This is a genomic window from Paraburkholderia sp. WC7.3g, from assembly GCF_050436345.1.
GTDB lineage: Bacteria > Pseudomonadota > Gammaproteobacteria > Burkholderiales > Burkholderiaceae > Paraburkholderia > Paraburkholderia podalyriae.
In genome coordinates this window covers 2,491,945-2,509,029 of the sequence record NZ_JBNDMA010000002.1, presented here as the reverse complement: position 1 = coordinate 2,509,029, position 17,085 = coordinate 2,491,945, and the positions used below count along the sequence as shown (strand labels likewise).

The window sequence follows — 17,085 nt, the reverse complement described above, 5'->3', positions numbered from 1 at the left end:
GGCTCAGTCGCCGAACCCCAACTCCGCATCGACCTGCTGCCCGACCCGCAGCCATGCCCCCGCCCCGCTCGCGACCAGCGCGTTGTTGCCGAACGTGACCGCGCCGTCGAAGCGCTCGCTCACGCGGTAATCGAGCATCGTGTCGGTCGGCTCGTTCGGCCAATCGGGATCGGGTGCGCCGCGCGCCTGATCGATGGTCGGCATCGGGCAGCGCGAGCATAGCTTGACGAGACGCAACTCGACGCGCGCGCTCGAGTCCGCATTCGGGTCGACCGCGAGCGTCTCGACATAGTCCTCTTCATAGGCATCGAGGCCGCTGAGCACGATATTGGGCCGAAAGCGATCGATTCCGATCGACGGCGCGCCTTTACCGTTCAGGCGCGCGTTCAGATCGTCGAGCGCGACGCCTGGCCGACCACCAGCAGCGGAAAGCCATCCGCAAAAAAGGTCGTGGCGCCGCCGGTGCTGTCCGTATAGTCGGGATCGACGATGCGTTCGCGCTCGGGATCGAAGCGCAGCAAGCGCGCGGGCAGACCGAGGAACTCCGTGAACCAGGCCGCCGTTTGTTCGCCGGTGTCGAGCCCGTAGGCCGCGTCGCGCCACACCGCGGTATCGACCCTGGGGGCGGCCGCGAGCCGCGCGGCATCGAGCGGCGTGCGCAGCTCGCGCATGCCCGGCGCGCGCACGATCAGATCCTGCTCGCCGAGTTCGACCTTGATCAAGGCCATGCGCGGATACGCGCGCTGCGTGAACATCGCGCCTTCAGGATCGACGATCATCCAGTTGCGGTCGTATTCGAGGCCCGTCGCCAGCAGGCGCGCCTCGCCCAGCGCGATGCCCGCGCAGGATTTGATCGGATAGACGAACAGTTCGCTGATGACAGGCATGGTCCGAGGTCTCGTGGGAACGCAGTTTTGGTGAAGATGCGATTGTAAAGCGCTCCGCGTGCGCGCTTCCAGCGGTGGCTTCGCGTGCACCGGTGATGGCCGACCAGGGAAGCCGCCGTTTCGCCTTGGGACGCCTGGAAGTAAAATCGTCGGATCAGACAGGCGCCGGCGCGCCGCATCGACCGGTCACTGAAAGAAGCTGTAGAACCCCCTCCCATCACCGAGACAGGATATTCATTATGCTGAGCAAACCCGTGTTGACCGTCACCGAGACGACCCGCATCGTCGATGCCGCCCGCGCGGAAGCCGAAAAGAACAAGTGGCCTGTCGCGATCGTGGTCGCGGACGATGGCGGCCATCCGCTCGCGGTATTGCGTCTGGATGGCGCGGCGCCGTCCACCTCGTATATCGCGACCGAGAAAGCGCGCACCGCGGCGCTCGGCCGCCGCGAAACCAAGGTCTATGAAGACATGATCAACAACGGCCGCACCGCGTTCCTCAGCGCGCCGTTGCAGGGCACGCTCGAAGGCGGCGTGCCGGTGATCGTCGACGGCCAGGTGGTTGGCGCGGTCGGTGTGTCGGGCGTCAAGTCGGAGCAGGATGCGCAGATCGCGAAGGCCGGCATTCAGGCGCTCGGCGTCTAGAGCGTCGAGCGCCGAAGCAATCCCATGGCACAACGCGGACCGATGCCCCCTCATCGGTCCCATAACAGATGGAGCAGTCGATGACTCAGATGAACCCGCGCGGCGGACTGCAGGTCGCCGCCAACCTCGACCAGTTCGTTGAAACCGAAGCCCTGCCCGGCAGCGGAATCGACAGCGCCGCCTTCTGGTCGGGTTTCGACGCCCTCGTGCACGAGCTGGCGCCGAAAAATCGTGCGTTGCTCGCCGAGCGCGACCGCCTGCAAAGCGAACTTGACAACTGGCATCGGGCCAACCCCGGCCCGGTGCGCGACCTGCGCGCGTACCGCGCGTTTCTGGAAGGTATCGGCTACATCGTGCCGGTGCCCGCCAGCGTCGAAGCCACGACCGACCACGTGGACAGCGAAATCTCCGGGCAGGCCGGCCCGCAGCTCGTCGTGCCGCTATCGAACCAGCGCTATGCGCTGAACGCCGCGAACGCGCGCTGGGGCAGCTTGTACGACGCGCTGTACGGCACCGACGCGATCCCCGAAACGGACGGCGCGGAAAAGCAGAAGGGTTTCAACCCGGTGCGCGGCGCCGCGGTGATCGCGTATGCACGCAAGTTCCTCGATCAGGCCGCGCCGCTCGCGAACGGCTCGCATGTGGACGCGTCACGCTATAGCGTCGAAAACGGCCAGCTCGTCGTCACGCTGAAGAGCGGCACCAGCGCCCTCGCGACCCCCGCGCAGTTCGTCGGCTATCAGGGCGACCCGAGCGCGCCGTCGGCGGTGCTGATCAAGCACAACGGCCTGCATGTCGAGATTCAGATCGATGCGAACGATTCGATCGGCAAGACCGATGCCGCCCATGTCAAGGACATCGTCGTCGAAGCGGCGGTGACCACGATCATCGATTGCGAGGACTCGGTCGCGGCCGTCGACGCCGACGACAAGGTGCAGCTCTATCGCAACTGGCTCGGCCTGATGAACGGCGACCTGACCGAACAGGTCACCAAGAACGGCAAGACCTTCACGCGCCGGCTCAACGCCGATCGCGAGTACACCAGCGCGGACGGCAAGTCGCAGGTCAAGCTGCATGGCCGCTCGCTGCTGTTCATCCGCAACGTCGGCCATCTGATGACGAACCCGGCCGTGCTGACGAAAGACGGCCACGAGATTCCGGAAGGCATTCTGGATGCGGTGATCACCACGTTGTGCGCGCTGCGCGACCGCCACAACAAGCTGAACTCGCGCACCGGCTCGATCTATATCGTGAAGCCGAAGATGCACGGGCCGGCCGAAGTCGCGTTCGCGAGCGAGTTGTTCGCGCGCGTCGAAGACCTGCTGAAGCTGCCGCGCAACACGATCAAGATGGGCATTATGGACGAGGAGCGCCGCACCAGCGTGAACCTGCTCGCATGTATCGCCGAAGCGTCGGCGCGCGTCGCGTTCATCAACACGGGCTTCCTCGACCGCACCGGCGACGAGATGCACTCGGCGATGGAAGCGGGGCCGATGATGCGCAAGGGCGACATGAAGTCGAGCAAGTGGATCACGTCGTACGAGCGCAGCAACGTGCTGGTCGGTTTGAGCGCGGGCCTGCGCGGCCGCGCGCAGATCGGCAAGGGCATGTGGGCGATGCCCGACCTGATGCACGCGATGCTCGAGCAGAAGATCGGCCATCCGAAGGCCGGCGCGAACACCGCGTGGGTGCCCTCGCCGACTGCCGCGACGCTGCACGCACTGCACTATCACCAGATCGACGTGCAAGCGGTCCAGCAGGAGCTCGAACGCACCGACTACGCGAAGGTGCGCGACGAACTGCTCGACGGCCTGCTGACGATTCCGGTCGTCGACAAGGCGCAGTGGAACGACGACGAAATCCGCGCCGAGGTCGACAACAACGCGCAGGGCATCCTCGGCTACGTGGTGCGCTGGATCGATCAGGGCGTCGGCTGCTCCAAGGTGCCGGACATTCACAACGTCGGGCTGATGGAAGACCGCGCGACGCTGCGTATTTCGAGCCAGCACATCGCCAACTGGCTGTATCACGGTGTGATCAAACGCGAGCTCGTCGAGCAGACGTTCAAGCGCATGGCCAAGGTCGTAGACGCGCAGAACGCGGGTGATCCGCTGTATCAGCCGCTGGCGCCGGGCTTCGACACGATCGCGTTCAAGGCCGCGCAGGCGCTGGTCTTCGAGGGCCGCCAGCAGCCGAGCGGATATACCGAGCCGTTGCTGCACAAGTTCCGGCTTGAAGTGAAGAAACAGCGTTAACGCCGTCCGGCCGAAACGACAACGGGCGCCGCACAACAATGCGGCGCCCGTTTTTCCTTCCAGGACACGTCACGTCACGCGGCTTCGGCCGTCAATTGCGCCGCCTCGCCGCCTGACGCTTCGTTCTGCATGTAGGCTTGCAGATACGCCTCGAATTCAGCCTTCACCTCGGGATGGCGCAGCGCGAATTCGACGGTCGCCTTCAGATAGCCGAGCTTGCTGCCGCAGTCGAAGCGCGTGCCGAAGTAGCGGTACGCGAGCACCTGCTCTTCGGTCAGCAGCGACTGCACCGCGTCGGTCAGTTGCAGCTCGCCGCCCGCGCCCGGCTTCAGCGCGCGGATGTGCTTGAAGATCGTAGGCATCAGCACGTAGCGGCCCACCACGCCGAGGTTCGACGGCGCCTGGTCCGGCGCGGGCTTCTCGACGATGCCCGACAGCTTGATCACGTTGTCTTCCCACTCGCGACCGTCGACGACGCCGTATGAGCGGCTGTCCTCGCGCGCGATCGTTTCGACGCCGATCACCGAGCTGTGATAGTGATTGAACGTATCGACGAGCTGGCTCATCACGGGCTTCGTGCTATGCAGCAGGTCGTCGGCGAGAATCACCGCGAACGGGCTGTCGCCCACGAGTTTTTCGGCGCACAGCACCGCATGACCGAGCCCGAGCGCTTCGGCCTGGCGCACATAAAAGCAGTCGACATTGGCCGGCTTGATGCTGCGCACGAGATCGAGCAGCTTCTGCTTGTTGCGAGCCTCGAGTTCGGACTCGATCTCATAGGATTTGTCGAAGTGATCTTCAATTGCGCGCTTGCTGCGGCCCGTCACGAAGATCATCTCGGTGATGCCGGCGGCGATCGCTTCTTCGACCGCGTACTGGATCAGCGGCTTGTCGACGATCGGCAGCATTTCCTTCGGACTTGCTTTGGTAGCCGGCAGGAATCGTGTCCCGAGGCCCGCTACGGGAAACACGGCTTTGGTGACTTTCAGCATGGTAGGCATTCCCACATCGGTTAGAAGTTAGTGTGTTCACGGACCTGGCGGCCAATCGATGTCGGCGCAAGGCTAGCAGAAAAACTGCGAGATTCACGAAAGCGGGTTTTCTCCGATTTAATTCGGATAATTCGCACATTAATCGCAATGCGATATTGCGAAAAATTGAGGAAATTATTACGTATTTATCGCCAAACGATGATGGGCCAATCCGAAAGTCTTACCTTTCGGACAGCCGTTGGCATTCCCCGCCCGACGATTCGGCGAGCGGGTCCGGCCGCGCGTCATTCCTGTTCGTCGACCGGCGGCAGCTTGCCCGGGTTCATGCGATAACGACGGATCGGCTCATTGCGCAACGCATCGCGGTACGCGGAGGCGGCCACCAGGATCAGCAGGACGGCCACGCCGGCCAGTAAGTGCAGGTTCATGACTTCACCTCGGGTCAGAAAATCCTTGCCTCAAATTAGCACGACAAAAACGGCAAATAATTCGACGCTGCATACGCAGATGCGTAATTACAATTCGTCACAAAATCCACGTCACATTTAATCCGAAATGCAATTTTTTTATCCATTTTTCGGGATTGCGATGCTCTAGCATGGATGCGTCGCGGGGTGCGCAAGACGCCTGGTCGACTGCCTGTTGCGCTTCAATCTCTCTTTTTCCCGATTCAGATAAGGACCGCGTATGAGCGACCCAGCACTGGATGCCGCCGGCTCATCCCTGCCCCTCTCTGCGCTGCCGCGCGTGGAGACCAGCCCGCCCGCGGCGCAGGCGCGCGCCGATGCACGCATCGGTAGCGCCAGCAAGGAGCACGTGATCGACGCGATGCGAGGCTTCGCCGCGCTGCTGGTCGCCTACTTTCATTGCCGCCAGATCGTGTGGGTCGGTATGCAGGCGTTTCATCAGAGCGCCGGACATACGCTGAATCCCGGTACGCTTGCCGCGTATCTGACGTTTCCGATCGCGTGGGGCTCGGCCGGTGTGCCGATGTTCTTCGTGATCAGCGGCTATTGCATCCATCGCGGCGGCGCGCTGCGGCTCGCGGACAATCCCGCTTACCGGCTCGATGCGGTTAACTTCTGGCTGCGGCGCTTCGCGCGCATCTATCCAGTGCTGCTCGCGGCGCTCGCGCTGACCTTCGCGCTCGACTCATTGAGCCTGCAATTTCCGCCCGTCAGCCACAAGATTCGCGACATCGGTCTGCACGCGTTTCTGGTCAATCTGTTTTCGCTGCAGGGCGTGGCCGGCAAAACGTATGGCTCGAACGGTGCGTTGTGGACGCTGTCGCTCGAAGTGCAGTTCTATGCGATCTATCCGCTGCTGTTCGTGCTACGCAGACGCATCGGCATGAACGCCGTGCTCGCGCTCGTCGGCGCGATCAACGTTGCGTCCGCATACGGGTTGGAGCGCCACGATTTGCAGTTCTTCACGTCGTACTGGTTCTCATGGACGCTCGGCGCGTGGATCGCCGACGCCAAAGCGCGCAGCGCGCGAGAGGCGCGTGCGCCCGCATCGCTGTACGTGCTCGCGGCGGCCTTGGTCGCGGCCGGCTGCGTCGCGTTTCATTTCGGTCAGTACGGCGCGTTCCAGATATGGGCGCTCGGCTTCGCGTGCTATCTGTACAAGGCGCTCGATGCGCGCAATGACGCGCAACGCGAAGCGAGCGGCGTGCTCGCGCTGCTTCGCGCAGCGTCGCTCGCGCTGTCGCGCCCGCTGTCCCGCGTCGGTGACTTCAGCTTCTCGTTGTATCTGATCCATCTGCCGATCTTCGTGCTGCTGTCGGCGTGGCTGTTTCGTTCGTCGCTGCAGATGTCGATCTGGCCGTCGTTCGGCTATATGCTGGTCGCGGTGCCGTCCGCCTATGTGTTCTTTCGGCTGGTTGAGTTGCCTGCGATGAAGTGGTCGGCGAGTTTTAAGCCTGGAAGGCGCTAGCAGAACGAGGGCATCGGGTCATGGCCGCCGTATTCATGGCGGCCTTTAAATGGCCCCGCCGAGGCGGGGCGTCAGTTCAAGCTATCACTTCGCGTCAAAAGAAAGACTGACCATAGTTGTCAATCAGTCATCGTCGCTCGCGGGATACCGGTCCACCTCGACCTTCATTTCGATCTTCGTGCGTTCGGGACCAAGCAACTGCATACGCTCGGTACGACCCTGATCGTCAGTCACCCCAATGTACTCCTGTGCGCTGGTTGTCACGCGGTAGCAAATCTCTGCGAGAGGTTTCTGATTGCCGGAGCCGTCGTTTCCGATCAGAGTCAATTTTTTTTCGTCAGTTCGCGCAGTCCACACCTCAGTTTCGAGAATACGGACTTTCGCGGGTTCGCGATTGTCTCCACACGCAAAGCGGTTGCTTCCGGGTGCTGGACCCGGTGTATCAGCCGTTACCGCATAGCTGGCGACTCCTTGTAGCTTTGGGCTATTACACAGGCTCTGACATCCCGAATGCGGACAAATTGGAACGAACTTGACACCAATCTGCCATTTGTTATCTGGATTGAGCTTGCCCCCGCTCAGTTCGATGACTCGTTCATAGACGTGTATTTTTTCCTTGTCCAAACCTAGTTGAATCAGGAACGCCTTGACATTCTTTCCTCGTAAGGCAGCAAGCTCTTTCGGATTCCGCTCGGTTTCAAAAGCTGCCGCATCAACCTCTGCGCTCGCGCCTTCTGTTGTTCATTCCCTTGCTGTCAGGTAGTGGCGAGTCAGAGAAAGACGGTCACTATTGCCTACATCAGCAGTGTTAAGCGGCAATTGCATGTTGTCCTGAAGAAAGACTGAGCAGGCATGCGATTGCAACGATATCGCCACGGCGACTGCGCCCAAGGCGTACCGGATAGATTTCATGTTCATGTTGTTAGTAGCGTGCCAAAACGTACCGGGCAATACTGTCTGCATTGGTTATTGCACGATCAGCGTGATCACGGGCGAGCCACGATAGGGGTGTCACCATGCGGACTGTGCCAGATCGCCCGGAATCTGTATGGTCCCATTCGCGCGCCGCCCATATGCCGCATGGTCGGACTGTCCATTCGGACTCCCCATCCGGCATCTGCAACGGAAAACGATTGCAATATATATTCCTTGAATAGCGGGCGATCCTTCAGCATCGGCACGATGTTATCGTTGAAGCTAATCGACCCTTCTGCGTAAGCAGTCGGAACAAGCAACGTGCAGAACAACCCGGCGCCGACTCTCTGTGCTAAACGTTGTTTACTCCGCCGCCGTATTCAGGGCCGCCAACGCGCTATCTCTGCAACTCAGCTTTCTATTCATGAGAGCCCGCTCTCCGCGGCGATGACGTAGCACCGCCGATACTTAGTCCTTGTCCTGAATGGAAAATTGAAAGGGTATTTCCGGATGCGCAAATCTGAGCCGGAGTTGCTTTAAAGCTGGGACCGGGACAAAGCGCTGATTCTCAAACGTGTAGTACGACACTAGCAGGCCCAGGCGGGATGCCTGTGCATCGTCGAAAACGTAACTGTTCTTCGGAAACGCAAGCTTGCCGTCCTTCGTCGCCACTACGGCCCGACATGAAGAAAGTAGACTTGGCAGATGCAGAAACGTCGGGTTGCGCGCAAGAGGGTTTACCAGGAGTGAGATCTGCTGGTATCGACTTGCAGCTTCGCCCGAACCGCTGCCGTGCCCTTCCATGCAGAGTAGGGGCGGATGAGTATCGGTTCGCGCAGCAACGAATACATTGGCTGATTGCGGAAAGATTTCGGACACATGCTCTCCGGGAAACGTTGTAGCGTCCGCAAAGCGATAAGATTTGCCGTTGACTGCCAGGCGATTTCCCCAGAGTTCAATATTTAGCGTATTCCGTTCCAGTTTGGCTTGTAGCTTCGCAAAGATGCCTGGCTCGCCTGGGTAGGAATAGACTACGCCGGCGTTTTGCTCGGTCGGGTCACCGCTCCGTTTGATCGGGTCGCCAAACACTGCCCCCGGTTGGGCAACGTAGAAGGCTTCGTAGCTGTCGTAAGACTGAGCAGCATGTGCGTTGCTAGATAGGGCGGCCAAAGCCGCCACCAGTATCACCGCGGATTTCATCGGTGTGCCGTTGCTCGGTTACGGGTTGATAAGCTTGGTTCGTGGCGTAACTCTTGGATCGTCACACATCCACGCGCAGCTACCCTTACAGATTGGCTTGAATTCTACGAAAACCTGACGGTAACTCGGTTTGCCATCAGCGCCCTTTACTACCATCTCGTCTGTAAAAGTATGTTTCTCGATCAGAATATTTTCACTCCTGACACCAAGCTGCTCCAAATACGATTTCACGTTCCTCGCACGGCTTTCTTTCAATCGGTCCATATTGCGCTCGGCAGTATATGCGCCAGCCATTATCACCGCCTGAATCTGAACGTCTGGCCATTTTTTCGCCTCAACTGTGGCATTCTTGATTGCGAGCCTGTTTGCGTTAGTAAGCACAGTTGTATTAAATGGCAACTCTACCTCTGCTTCTTCCCCGATCGTGCATGCGCCAGCCGATCCATAAAGACAAGGCAAAATGGCAAGCGCTACGATCACAACACTGCCCCTCACTTTCACCTTCTTACTCATCTGATATTTCGCCCATCGAATGTTGCAATATAGCCGGTTATGTTGTCTGCATTCCTGATTGCGATATCACGATGATTTTTGATGACGACATTGGATATTGACCCCAGAGTTGTATTGGTAATGGCTGTTCCGACCTCGGTCCATTCTTCATTCTCGTCGGTCTCGAGATATTGGCTATTTTTGTTGAAAAATTCATTTGTCATCTGCTTTCTCGTAATAAAAGACTTACCTGCTCTCCGCCCCTATGACCCGGCAACATCGATAAAAACCTGCTTTGCGTCACCTGTTGAAACACGCTGGGTGCGCCCCTGGGCATCCGTGACGCCTTTCGCAACGACCCTCGAACCCGCGCGTACGCGGTAACGCACCCCTGCCTGTCGCTTGCCAGTGAAGTCTCTTAGCTCGAACTGCTCATTGAACCGTTTGGGGGCACGCCCGCGACAATCGCACGCCCATGCGTAACCGAGGGCTTCCGCCATCTCGTAACCGCTTGAATACGACTTCAGCCTATCGAACGGAAACCATTCGCCGGTTTCGGCGTTCAGCGCCATTGCGGACGGCATTGGCGGGAAATTTGAGTAGACTGAATAGGTGATACGGCAAAGCAGACACTCTTCCTTGCCCCCGGTTTCATCCTGTTTCTGTTGTTCCATTTGACCTTCGCTGATTTTCCAGAGCACACACGGGGAATTAACCATCTAAAACATGACACAGTCAACGACTTTAAATTGAGATAGAACTGTTTTGACAGATATTAACGATGTTTCGCGAAACGCATGCTCATACGCATCTTTCCGGTATCGCGGCTCAACAAAAAGACTCCATGCTGCATTTGTGTTGTCTCTAGCCGTTGAAACCATGCGCCAACAAGTGGTTACCATAACTAACGTCAATGTTTGTCAAAACCGGTGTGTTTCGTATTAACTCTATTGACTGCGATCCTTTTAGATGATCAATTGGTTTGATCCATCTTGATAGCTTAGGAAACGTCCAATCGAGCCACAAGAACGCGAAAGTATTGGGACGCCTGTGGCGAGCCGGGAGACCTGGCTGCTTACGGGATCTCATATTCGATTTTTTATGACTTTCTGGCCGCCATAAAAAAAACGGAGCGAAAGTCCATCAAGACTTTCGCTCCGCTACGCCAAGCAAGGACTGGCCAAGCCCTCGTCTACCCTCGCGTAAAAATCACCTCATCACCGCGCTGCCACGCCCGTCAGAATCTGCGCGACCCCATCCACATAGCTGCGCGTGCCGAAACGCTCCTGCGCGGTCCGATAGCCGTTCCTGACCAGTTTGTCGCGCAAGTCGCCGTTCGAGCGCAATTCGGCGAGCGTATCGGCGAGCGCATGCGCGTCGCCCGGCGTACACAGCACGCCGTTCTCGTAGTCGTCGATGATTTCGAGCACGCCGCCCGCGCGCGATGCCACGACGGGCCGCTGCGCGAGCATGCCCTCGACGATCACGCGCCCGAACGGCTCGGGCGTGATCGACGTATGCACGACCGCGTCGACCGCGCACATGCACGCGGCGATATCGTGCTGGAAGCCAAGAAAATGCACCCGTCCGCCAAGCTTGTGCGCGGCGACGAACGACCGCAGCTCGATCTCGTACTGGTCCTCGCCGAACAGCGCCGCGCCGACCAGCACCGCATGCATCTGCGGATTGAGCACCATCGCTTCGAGCAGCACATGCTGCCCCTTCCAACGCGCAAGCCTGCTGAACGAGCCGACGAGAAACGCGTCGCGCGGCAGATTCAGCCGTTCGCGCAGCACGGCTTGCGGCACCGTGCGCAACGCGTCGAACGGCTCCGCGGCAATCCCGTTGAATACGACGTCGATGCGACCGCTGTCGAATCGCGTGAGCTTCGCGAACGCCTGCGCCGACGCGGCCGAATTGGCGATCACATGCGTGAGGCCGAGCCGCGCGCACCACTTGATGATCGCTAGCTGCTTGCCGCCGAAATGCTCGGCGCTGACGATGTCGCGCAGATGCCACACCACCGGCCGTCTCGCGAGCTTGCCGGCCACTGCGCCGATCACCATCGCGCGTTGCGTGTTCGCGTAGATCACGTCAACCTTGCGCGCGCGTTTCGCAGTGGCGCGCACAAGCGATATGAGCCCTTTCAGCGCCTGTCCTTTCGGCAGCGAACCACCCTGCTTGCGCACATTTTTCAGCGCGCCGGCATCGAGTACGGTGACCTCGACACCGGTCTTCGCGAGCGCGGCGTTGAACGGACCGTCGTCGAACAGCACGACTTCGACGTGCGAACGCAGCGCCTTGACGATTTCGAGTAGTGACAGCTCGGCGCCGCCGAGCACGCCGCTCTGATCGACGGCGAGAATGCGCGGCACGTTCGCCGCGCGTAGCGCGCCCGGCCGATACGGCGTATAGGCCGGCAGCGTCGCCGTGCCCAACGCGGGCACCGACGCGCGCACATGCGAGAAAAAGCGCTCGCGGAAATGCGCGGCCGAAAACTGCTCGGCGTTGCCGCGGCAATTCTCGGGCAGCAACCGGTGCACGACTTCGTCGAAACGATTGACCGCCGCGATGATCGAGTCGGTATCCTGCTCATCGAAGAACATGCCAGTGGGCTTCGGTTCGGACAGTTCGCGCACGGTTTCGAGCGCCCCGCCCTTGCCGTATGCGATCACCGGCGTGCCGCAAGCCTGCGCCTCGACCACCGAAATGCCGAAGTCCTCTTCGGCGGCGAACACGAATGCCTTCGCGCGGCTCATGCGGTCCTTCAGCACCTCGAACGGCTGATAGCCCATGATCTCGACGTTCGGCCCGGCCTTCGCGCGGATCTTCGCCATGTCGGGTCCGTCGCCGATCACGACGAGCTTGCGCTCGGGCATCTGCGCGAACGCCTCGACGATCAGATCGATTTTCTTGTACGGCACCATCCGCGACGCGGTCAGATAAAAGTCTTCCTTCTGCGTACACAGCGTGAACGCGTCGACGTCGACTGGCGGGAAGATCACCTGCGCGTCGCGCTGATACACCTTCCTGATGCGTCGCGCGATGAACGCCGAGTTCGCCACGAAGCCGTCCACCGAGTTCGACGTGCGGATATCCCAGTTGCGCATGTAGTGCAGAATCAGCCGCGCCAGCGCCGACTTCGGACCGTTGGTCAGCTTCGACTGCTGCAGATACTGATGCTGCAAATCCCACGCATAGCGGATCGGCGAATGCACGTAGCTGATATGCACCTGGTCGGGACCGGTCAGAATGCCCTTGGCGACCGCGTGGCTGCTCGAAATCACGACGTCGTACGCCGACACGTCGAGCTGTTCGATCGCAAGCGGCATCAGCGGCAGATACGAGCGGTACTTGCTGCGCGCGAGCGGCAGCTTCTGGATGAACGACGTCGTCACCGGCTTGCCGCGCAGGAAGCTGCGATCGTCGAGAAAGTCCACGAGGCTGAACAGATCCGCATCGGGAAAGCACGCGATGATCTGCTCGAGCACTTTCTCCGCGCCCGCGTAGGTGACCAGCCAGTCGTGCACGATCGCGATGCGCACGTCTTTGCTCGCGCGTCGCGCGGTGCGGCGCGGTGCCGGCTGCATGCCGGGTACGCTCGTCAGTTCGTCGAGCGCGCTGCGCGTCGGAGGCCTCAACAGGTCTTTTTCAAGGACGTCTTGGTTCATGCGCTTTTCCTCGGATTCAGTCGCAACAGCAGTGAACGCGCAAGATTGCGCAAGGCGGGCGTCATCGTGATCGACCACGCGACGTTCGCGCCGACCATCAGCAGCCCAGCGGCGATCGCGAGCGCGAGGCTCGGCAGGAAGCTCGCGAGCCACAGGCTGGCGAGCAGGAAGGCGAGATGGGCGAGCATGTCGAGCACGATCTGGCGCGCGCGGATCGCGGCGAAGTGCAGCAGCACCGCGTAGTCGAATAGCGCGCGAGCAGCGACGGCGACCGCCGCGCCCGTCAGCCCGAAATGCGTGATGCCGAACCACAACGCGCCGGCGAAAAGCGGCAACTCGACGAGGCCGACGCGCGCGGCGGTGGCGGGATTGACCTGCGACTGGATCAGGATGCGCGTCACGTTCGCCTGGCCGACGAGCCACACGGCAACGATCATGATGCGGCCCACCGGCGCCGCCACCGTCGCGATCTCGTTGCCGACCCACAGATGCAGGAACGGTTCGAGCACCAGCATCGCGACGAGCGCGACTGGCGTGAACACGCCGTTGAGAAATTCGAGCGACTGCTGCGTGATCGTGTCGGCATCCGCGCGGCCGACCGCGGACAAGCGCGGAAACAGCGTGCGAACGAGCGCGGTCGGCACGATGTTCAGACGCGTGACGAGGTTCTGCGGCACCGTGTAGTACGTGACGAAACGCGCGCCGAGCCGTGAACCGAGCATCACGCGATCGAGCGAATCGGCGACCATCGTCGTCACGCTCGCGATCAGCATCCAGCCGCCGAAGTTGAACAGCCCCTTCGCGACGCCGAGCCGCGGCGGTTCAATGCTGCGTATTTCAAGCACTTTGAGCGCGTAGCGGCCGAGCAGCAACGCCGCGAGAATCCGCGCGACCACCGCCGCCGCGAGCACATTCTGCAAGGTGGCGCCGAGCCACAGCGCGGCGCCGAGCGGCAACAGCTGGAACAGGAACGTGCCGATCGTCTGGTTCGTGTTGTAGACGCCGAAACGTTCCGCGCCGTTGATCGCGCCCGCGAACACCCACGACACGTTCGCGATCGGAATCGCGACCGCGAGCCACGGCAGCGCCATATAGACTTCGTGCTGCAGCTCGGGCGATACCTTCGTGAAATAGGCGGTGTACAGGAACGCGCCGAAGTAGATGATCAGACCGCCGATCACGCCGGTCGCCAGATTGAGCCACGTCGCGCTCCAGAACACGCGCGCGCTTTCCTGCTGATCGCCCGACGCGCGCGCTTTCGAAATATGGTTCTGCGCCGCCATGCTCATGCCGAGATCGAGAATCCCGAAGTAGCCGATCAGCGTCCACACGAGACTGATCACGCCGTAGCGCTCGACGCCGAGCAGCCGGATATACGACGGCACGGTGACGAGCGACACGAACGTTGGCAGCACGAGCCCGAAAAAATTGATCGCCACGTTCCTGAGAATGCCTTTGTCCATCGAGTCCCTTGAGTTTTGCGGTTAGGTTGGGTGCCGGGCTGCGTCAGCGAGGCCAACGCACGTCAGGGCTTCCAGCGATACATCAGCACCTTGCCGCGCGCGTCTTCCTCGACGAACACCAGGTACTCGCCATCGCCACGCCTGGCCGCGCTGATACCGTTCGGCACGTCGACCCAGCCCGACGCGCGGCCCACTTCGGGGCCCGGCCGGATCACGCCGAGTTCCTTGCCGCTGTCCTTGTCCCACACGTGCACCGCGCCGACCGGCTCGACGCCGAACACGTATCGACCCTCGACGGTGAGGCCGATGATCGTCGCGATGGGCTTGCTCTGCGTCTGCCACGGCAGCGCAATCGCATAGCGCTGCACCGGCTTGCCGCTCGACCACTTGTCGTAGCGCACCAGCACGCGTCCCACTTCTTTCCAGAAGCCCTGCGCGGTTGGCATATCGGCCGTATAGCCGCTCACGTACATCGTGTCGGTGTCCGGTTCATAGATCGCGCGATGCAGCTCGGTGAACGGCGGCGGCACCGGGTACTGCGTCAGGTTCGAGTACGAGTAGACCGGATTGCCCTTCGCATCGAGTCCGCCGAAGCGGAAGCGGTAGATGCCCTTCGTATCCCGGGTGCGCCAGATGTCGCCTGCGGTATCGACCCACCAGCCCCAGCCGCCCGCGAGCTTCGTGCCGCTCGTGTTCAGCGTGTATTCGTCGCGCTCGAAGCGCCCGTCGCCATTCGTATCGCGCCAGATCCAGTCACCGCCCGGCGGCGCATTCGGCACCTTCGCGACCGCGCGCTCGCGGCCCGCGATAAAGCCGGAAGGAATCGCGCTCTCGCCGTCGTGCTGCGAATCGAAGCGATAGATCTTCAGATGGTCCGCGTACATGTCGGTCAGATAGAGGAACGTGCGCCCCTTTAGCCGCCGCGCGATCGGCAGGCCCGGATACTGGTCGGTATGGAACACCGGATCGTCCGGATATCTGAACCGATTCGACAGGAATCCCGCATATTTCCAGTCCTGCCCCGACGGCTTCGACAGATCGAGTTCGAAGCGCTTGTTGCCGGTATAAACGCTGTCGGGCCTGGCCGGATCGATCCACGCGCCGTCGACGAACAGCAGCCCCTCGACCTGCCAGTTGCGTTTGCCATCCGCCGCATAGCTTTCGAGCGTCGCACCGAGGCCCGCGCCGATCGGCTCGTAACGCGGACCGATGCCATTGGTCGACACGTACACGTTGCCGCGCGCGTCGACACCCACGCCAGTCAACCCGTTGAATCGCAACGGTCCGGGCTTGCCCGCGACGCCGCTGAAAATGCCGCCGCGTTCGCCGAGCGTGCCCGACTCGGTGTAGCGGCCGTCGCGCTTTGACAAGAACAACACCTGCTGGCGCGGACCGTTGTCGGCGATCAGAATGCGGCCTTGCGCATCGACGGCGAGGTCGACCGCAACCGTATCGGCCGACAGCGTGATCGTGTCGTCGATGCGCTGACCGCTCGCCGTGTAGTGCTCGATACCCGGCGCGCGATCGCCGCGTGTGCCGGTCAGCACCCATAGCGTGCCGTCGGGCGCGAGTGCGAGCCGTCCGGGCTCATGCACGTTCCACGTCGCTTTCTGCTGCATCGACTCGGCATCGTAGACTTCGATGCGATTGCGCGCGGTATTGGCCGCGAACAGCGTCGTGTCGTTCGCGGCGAGCCCGCCGATCTCCGCGTTCGTGCCGGTCGTCACTTCGTTCATCATCAGAAAACCGGCCGCGAGCTGCGCATGCGGGTCCGTGTTCTTCGCGGCGGCCTGAAACGGCGCGACGCGCTTCGGATCGTTGATCAGACGCCGCGAAATGCCAAACCATTGCTTGCCCTTGTCCGGCCACACGCCCGGTTCGACCAGCCGCCCCTTCTCATTGCCGACCGCGATCGCGACGAACGCATACTTCCGGTTGAGCGCGATCGCATTACCGCCGGCGTTGCCCCAGCCATGCGTGCCGCCCGCGAAGCCGAGCATCTTGCCATCCTGGTACACGCTCGCTTCGGCGCCGCTTTCGTCCCACGGCGCGTTCGTGTACACCTTGCCATCGGGCGTAACCGCGATCGCGGTGATGTTGATCTGCGTCCATCCGCCATCGCCGAAGCCGAAGCTGTTGCCGAGCCATGAGGTCTTCGCGTTCAACGCGGTTTCGGCGCAAGCCGGCAGACTGCCCGATGCCGCGACGACTCCGGCAACGCAAACGGTCAGCATGAGCCAGCTTTTGAACGTGAAACGAGGCAAGGCGGATCCCCCAGTCGATGTCCGATCAACGCAATGCACGCGGACCTGTGCCCGCTCGGGGCGAAATTCAGTGAGGCGGTAACGCGAATCGAAGCGCAACCGATTGAAGCGCGGCGTCTGAAGACAGACATCCACACGGCTACGTTACGCGGAAAAAATGCGGCGACGAAAATCGAAAATAATTCAAAAATATTCGCCGGCTAATCCATCAGGAAATAGATGATTTTAAAAAATCGATAGAAACACAGATGCCACGGCGCTTGCGTTCCGGCGTGACAATTCGACCCGCCTATCGAGGCTATATCATGCAATCGGCATCTATTGCGGACTACCATATTCTGACGATACAAACATATTATTCTGCACA

The 17,085-nt window shown here is 61.1% G+C and carries 13 protein-coding genes and 1 pseudogene; 3 read left to right on the top strand and 11 right to left on the bottom strand.

The genetic code is table 11. The features are described from left to right. Window positions 1-3 precede the first annotated feature (3 nt). Window positions 4-887 (bottom strand): annotated as a pseudogene (locus tag OKW43_RS22930) (MOSC domain-containing protein). Window positions 888-1,126: 239 nt separating this feature from the next. On the opposite strand from OKW43_RS22930, the gene OKW43_RS22925 reads away from it, so the two are divergent. Both OKW43_RS22925 and OKW43_RS22920 read left to right on the top strand, forming a co-directional pair. Next, window positions 1,127-1,531: a heme-binding protein gene (locus OKW43_RS22925; RefSeq protein ID WP_429450033.1), complete on the top strand. Its 405-nt coding sequence runs from the start codon at window positions 1,127-1,129 to the stop codon at window positions 1,529-1,531. Between the two features lie 80 nt (window positions 1,532-1,611). Further along, entirely contained in the window at window positions 1,612-3,786 is a 2,175-nt protein-coding gene (locus OKW43_RS22920) for a malate synthase G (protein WP_429450031.1), read from the top strand. A gap of 74 nt (window positions 3,787-3,860) precedes the next feature. On the opposite strand, the gene galU is transcribed toward OKW43_RS22920, so the two are convergent. Both galU and OKW43_RS22910 read right to left on the bottom strand, forming a co-directional pair. Continuing rightward, entirely contained in the window at window positions 3,861-4,778 is a 918-nt protein-coding gene (gene galU / locus OKW43_RS22915; RefSeq protein ID WP_187635290.1) for a UTP--glucose-1-phosphate uridylyltransferase GalU, read from the bottom strand. Window positions 4,779-5,062: 284 nt separating this feature from the next. Beyond that, window positions 5,063-5,206, bottom strand: coding sequence for a hypothetical protein (locus OKW43_RS22910; protein WP_008921966.1), 144 nt, complete (start codon window positions 5,204-5,206; stop codon window positions 5,063-5,065). A 259-nt stretch (window positions 5,207-5,465) separates the two neighbouring features. Here OKW43_RS22910 and OKW43_RS22905 point away from each other — a divergent pair, with 259 nt between their 5' ends. After that, window positions 5,466-6,713 carry an acyltransferase family protein gene (locus tag OKW43_RS22905; RefSeq protein ID WP_429450029.1) on the top strand — a complete coding sequence of 416 codons (1,248 nt, stop codon included), beginning with the start codon at window positions 5,466-5,468 and terminating at the stop codon, window positions 6,711-6,713. Window positions 6,714-6,836: 123 nt separating this feature from the next. On the opposite strand, the gene OKW43_RS22900 is transcribed toward OKW43_RS22905, so the two are convergent. The 8 genes from OKW43_RS22900 to OKW43_RS22865 all read right to left on the bottom strand — a co-directional run bounded on the left by OKW43_RS22900 (window position 6,837) and on the right by OKW43_RS22865 (window position 16,718). Further along, a complete protein-coding gene (locus OKW43_RS22900) occupies window positions 6,837-7,337 on the bottom strand; it encodes a hypothetical protein (protein ID WP_429450027.1) in 501 nt (166 codons plus the stop codon). A 759-nt stretch (window positions 7,338-8,096) separates the two neighbouring features. Beyond that, on the bottom strand, window positions 8,097-8,828 hold the full coding sequence (locus tag OKW43_RS22895) for a hypothetical protein (protein WP_429450025.1): 732 nt from the start codon (window positions 8,826-8,828) through the stop codon (window positions 8,097-8,099). A gap of 18 nt (window positions 8,829-8,846) precedes the next feature. Beyond that, window positions 8,847-9,341 carry a hypothetical protein gene (locus tag OKW43_RS22890; protein WP_187635287.1) on the bottom strand — a complete coding sequence of 165 codons (495 nt, stop codon included), beginning with the start codon at window positions 9,339-9,341 and terminating at the stop codon, window positions 8,847-8,849. Next, window positions 9,338-9,544, bottom strand: a complete 207-nt coding sequence (locus OKW43_RS22885) for a hypothetical protein (RefSeq protein WP_429450023.1) — start codon at window positions 9,542-9,544, stop codon at window positions 9,338-9,340. The genes OKW43_RS22890 and OKW43_RS22885 overlap by 4 nt, the downstream gene beginning before the upstream one ends. A 39-nt stretch (window positions 9,545-9,583) precedes the next feature. Next, complete coding sequence (locus tag OKW43_RS22880; protein ID WP_187635286.1) at window positions 9,584-9,994, bottom strand: hypothetical protein; 411 nt, start codon at window positions 9,992-9,994, stop codon at window positions 9,584-9,586. A 543-nt stretch (window positions 9,995-10,537) separates the two neighbouring features. Next, the gene (locus OKW43_RS22875) at window positions 10,538-12,991 is read right to left on the bottom strand and encodes a glycosyltransferase family 4 protein (RefSeq protein WP_429450021.1); all 2,454 of its coding nucleotides are present in this window, start codon (window positions 12,989-12,991) and stop codon (window positions 10,538-10,540) included. Then, window positions 12,988-14,454: a flippase gene (locus tag OKW43_RS22870; protein WP_187635284.1), complete on the bottom strand. Its 1,467-nt coding sequence runs from the start codon at window positions 14,452-14,454 to the stop codon at window positions 12,988-12,990. Before OKW43_RS22870 ends, OKW43_RS22875 begins: the two co-directional genes overlap by 4 nt. 62 nt (window positions 14,455-14,516) lie before the next feature. Continuing rightward, on the bottom strand, window positions 14,517-16,718 hold the full coding sequence (locus OKW43_RS22865; RefSeq protein ID WP_429450019.1) for a hypothetical protein: 2,202 nt from the start codon (window positions 16,716-16,718) through the stop codon (window positions 14,517-14,519). Window positions 16,719-17,085 lie beyond the last annotated feature (367 nt).

Bases quoted from the DNA above. Each gene is read 5' to 3' on its own strand.
- OKW43_RS22920 (WP_429450031.1), top strand. From the start codon at position 1,612: ATGACTCAGATGAACCCGCGCGGCGGACTGCAGGTCGCCGCCAACCTC.
- OKW43_RS22895 (WP_429450025.1), bottom strand. From the start codon at position 8,828: ATGAAATCCGCGGTGATACTGGTGGCGGCTTTGGCCGCCCTATCTAGC.
- OKW43_RS22880 (WP_187635286.1), bottom strand. From the start codon at position 9,994: ATGGAACAACAGAAACAGGATGAAACCGGGGGCAAGGAAGAGTGTCTG.
- OKW43_RS22870 (WP_187635284.1), bottom strand. From the start codon at position 14,454: ATGGACAAAGGCATTCTCAGGAACGTGGCGATCAATTTTTTCGGGCTC.
- OKW43_RS22875 (WP_429450021.1), bottom strand. From the start codon at position 12,991: ATGAACCAAGACGTCCTTGAAAAAGACCTGTTGAGGCCTCCGACGCGC.
- OKW43_RS22925 (WP_429450033.1), top strand. From the start codon at position 1,127: ATGCTGAGCAAACCCGTGTTGACCGTCACCGAGACGACCCGCATCGTC.
- galU (WP_187635290.1), bottom strand. From the start codon at position 4,778: ATGCTGAAAGTCACCAAAGCCGTGTTTCCCGTAGCGGGCCTCGGGACA.
- OKW43_RS22885 (WP_429450023.1), bottom strand. From the start codon at position 9,544: ATGACAAATGAATTTTTCAACAAAAATAGCCAATATCTCGAGACCGAC.
- OKW43_RS22905 (WP_429450029.1), top strand. From the start codon at position 5,466: ATGAGCGACCCAGCACTGGATGCCGCCGGCTCATCCCTGCCCCTCTCT.
- OKW43_RS22910 (WP_008921966.1), bottom strand. From the start codon at position 5,206: ATGAACCTGCACTTACTGGCCGGCGTGGCCGTCCTGCTGATCCTGGTG.
- OKW43_RS22890 (WP_187635287.1), bottom strand. From the start codon at position 9,341: ATGAGTAAGAAGGTGAAAGTGAGGGGCAGTGTTGTGATCGTAGCGCTT.